We start from the raw sequence: 3,226 nt of genomic DNA, 5'->3' as shown, positions 1-3,226 counted from the left end.
AAACAGCGCCTACTGGGGTTAAATAAAAAAAGCAGGGATGGTGCTGCATGCACCGTCCCTGCTCAGATGTAAAAGCGTGTTGTTTTAGAAGGGTTAATCCATATCAAGAGAGCTGAGGGCAAACCAAGCGGCTGTACCCGCCAAGGTGGTCAGGAACGCGAGCGTACGTTTCGTGTTGTTCGGCTCCTCTGTAGCGCCTCTGTGCATTGTGTGGAGTTTATCGAGGCTATCTGCATTCGCCTTAATCCCTGCCGCAAGCATCTCTTCGGAGGCTTTGTGCGCTTCCATACCGGCTTTATGTTTCTCTTTTACCGTTTTGCGGAGCTCTGCGACATCTCCACGCGCCGCTTCGACCTCTTCGTGGACCTTTGAGATTTTCTTTTTGCTAGCTTCGGCGTGTTCCATCAGGGAGGCATTAATCTTATCAACAACAGCGGGCATCCCTGCAACTTCATCCTTCACGCCCTGGAGACCACCTTCGACCATCTTCTGCTGAGCGATCAGGTCTTCAACCATCTTTTTGATTGCGGTAACATCAGCGGCTGTAACACCCACCGCCTCTTCTGCAGCCATCGCTCTGGCTGCCATGGCAGCCAGCTCTTCTTTAATCATTTCGAGCTCTGACATGGTTACCATATCTTCCTCAACGGCTTCCTCTATTATCTCCTCCACCATTTTGGCGGGGATTCGCATCATCTCGTCGGGGTAGATTTGGTCAGGATTGGTAAAAGTGTTGTACTGTCTGAACTCGGGCCATTTCATCGGATCTTCGAGATGTTTTATAGCGAGATCCCACAGAGTGTCACCCTTAACGATGGTAATGAGTGTCGTGCCCTCCATGTCCGGATTGGGGGTAATTTTGGCAGAGGCGGTAAGGATATAGGCTGCCCCGGTCAAAAATAGACAGATCGAAAGGACAAGTGAGAAGCGCAGGATCGATTTCATTATCTTCATATAACATACTCCTTTGGTATAATCGGGTCGTTAGAATTAGTAGCTATAAGAGATGGAGAAGAAATGCGTACTGTCATCGTCGAGGTTATTGACAGCGCTATCGGCTGCTTTCAACGCGTAATCGAGTTGCAGTCCACCCACATTAACGCCAAATCCAGCAAAAAGCTGCGTGCGATCGGTATTCAGTTTGGTCCCGCCCCGAATTGCGAAAGTATTCGCTATCAGGTATTCTGTCCCAATATGGAGGCTAGTCGGGGATTCTGGCAGATCGATAACCTCGTGTTCGACATCGACAGAAAAGGTCGCAACATTCTTATCGAGGACGCGATAGGCAAGGCCGCCTGCTATCTTGACGGGCACCTGATTGTCTCCAATAGCACTGCCGAGGTTTCTGGCTGCGATACCGTAGCTGAACGTGCTCGCTTTGTTATGTCCGAGAAGTCCGATATCGGCACCGGCGAAACCGCTGGTACTCGAATGATCTCCGAAGCTATCCGTATACATGCGTGCGCTCGCGCCGAGGCTAACGGCACCGAGATCATGACCGTAGGAGAGGGCAAAAGCGTTAGAATTGTGGTTAAATGAGCCGGTCCGGTCCCCCTTGCTATTGTAAGAAGTTATATCATCGACGCCGGCATTGACGACTGATAACCCCAGACCGCCATTTCCTACCCTTTTGATTAAGCCGATAAAGCTGTGTCTTCTATCAAGAGACAACCGTGCGGAGGAGAGCGTTATTGTTAAATCCTCCACTGCCGGCAACCCGGCGGGATTCCATATTGTAGAAGTCGCATCGTCAGCGACAGCGGTAAATGCACCGCCCAATCCCAGGGATCGCGCACCGCTACCCATCCCAAGATGAGGTGCAGCATTCACGCCGGCGAAGCAGACAGGTGCAAGCAAAACTACAAGGGCAAATAGCCCGATTGAACTGAATAGTACTTTGTACCTTAGTTGAAACATTGTCTCCCTCCTTTATGAAGGCAAATCCCCTGACTCGGAATCGGTTGGATTCGCGAGTCAGGAGATGTAGTGAATGTTAGTCGGCTATGACTGCCATCTTCAGAATAGTAGATTGCGGTTCCAGTTCACTTTCCATGAGGATATGGCAGAAGTAGACACCGCGTGCGAGGTTTTCGCCCGCACTTGTTTGACCGCGCCATTCTACTTCAACTAGCCCCGCCTCTCTGATTGAACCTGAGACAGGCGTTGCGACAAGCCTACCGGTGAAATCGTAAATCTGGATTGTTATCTTGGCTTGCCTAGAAACCCTGAAGGCAATCGTGGTCTCATCTTCAAATGGATTCGGATAGTTCCGCGCATCCGCAATTCCGATCCGTTCGATATAGAAAGTCCACTCATGAACTGCCGTGTTCGGCTTCGGCGCCAAGTCGGAAAGCTCCAACGTCACAGTATGTGAACCAAACGGAAGGTCATACTCAGGCGTGAATACCACCTGAGTCTCTGACACCTCGTCCGGTTTAATTGTGGTCCCATCAAGCGTCAACATAATCGAATCAGGGTCAACGCCCGACATGTTATCCGTGTATGCTGCCGAGATAACCGGTCGCCGATTTTCGGTGTGTTCCTGCGATGGACGCGTGAGGATAACACTTGGCGGTATCAGGTCAAGGTCAACCGTAAATTGCCATCTCGCTGCCGCCACGTTACCACTCATATCCGTCGCCTTAACATCAACGGTATACGTGCCATCCCTCAACTCCTGGGACGGTGTAAAGGTGGCTGCTGTCTTATCAGAGCGCACTACGGTGATACCATTGACTGGCAGACCCCCACCGTCTTTGGCGGTAATTTCGATGTTATCCACCCCGGACATGTCATCACTGGCGGAAGCCGTGATAAGTGGTTTATCCTCGTGAACAACGCCGTGCGGAGAGGTGGTCGTAATTGATGGCGGCGTCTCGTCTAGTTCAACCGTGAACTGCCATTCTGCCTCGGTTCGGTTATTGTATCTATCTATCACCGTGAGCCTTGCTGTGTATGGACCCGGTGTAACCGAGATGCTTGGCGTGAATGTAACAGTTGTAGAGGTCGGACTTGAACGTCTACCTGAACCTTGATTGCCGGGGACACCTGCAAGGATTAGCGTAATGCCATTCCTGGCGAAACCGGATTCATCGCTCACTGTCGCGGCGAGTATCGGTCTATCCGTCCGAATGATTCCGAGCGGCGAGTAGGTGACCACCTTCGGTGGTGTGCTATCCGGACTGACTATGGTGAATTCCCACGTTAAGGTTGTAGAACCACCGGT

3 protein-coding genes are annotated in these 3,226 nt (G+C 51.2%); all 3 read right to left on the bottom strand.

Annotation, left to right across the window (positions count from 1 at the left end; all coding sequences use genetic code 11):
• Positions 1-93: 93 nt before the first annotated feature.
• Positions 94-954, bottom strand: coding sequence for a LysM peptidoglycan-binding domain-containing protein (locus tag J4G02_21300; protein MCE2397061.1), 861 nt, complete (start codon positions 952-954; stop codon positions 94-96).
• 36 nt (positions 955-990) lie between these two features.
• A complete protein-coding gene (locus J4G02_21295) occupies positions 991-1,917 on the bottom strand; it encodes a PorV/PorQ family protein (GenBank protein MCE2397060.1) in 927 nt (308 codons plus the stop codon).
• A 76-nt stretch (positions 1,918-1,993) separates the two neighbouring features.
• The coding region (locus tag J4G02_21290) for an Ig-like domain-containing protein (protein MCE2397059.1) at positions 1,994-3,226 on the bottom strand (1,233 nt) is incomplete at its 5' end.

The organism is Candidatus Poribacteria bacterium, assembly GCA_021295755.1.
Classification (GTDB): Bacteria; Poribacteria; WGA-4E; order WGA-4E; family PCPOR2b; genus PCPOR2b.
This window is presented reverse-complemented; position numbering and strand designations above follow the sequence as displayed.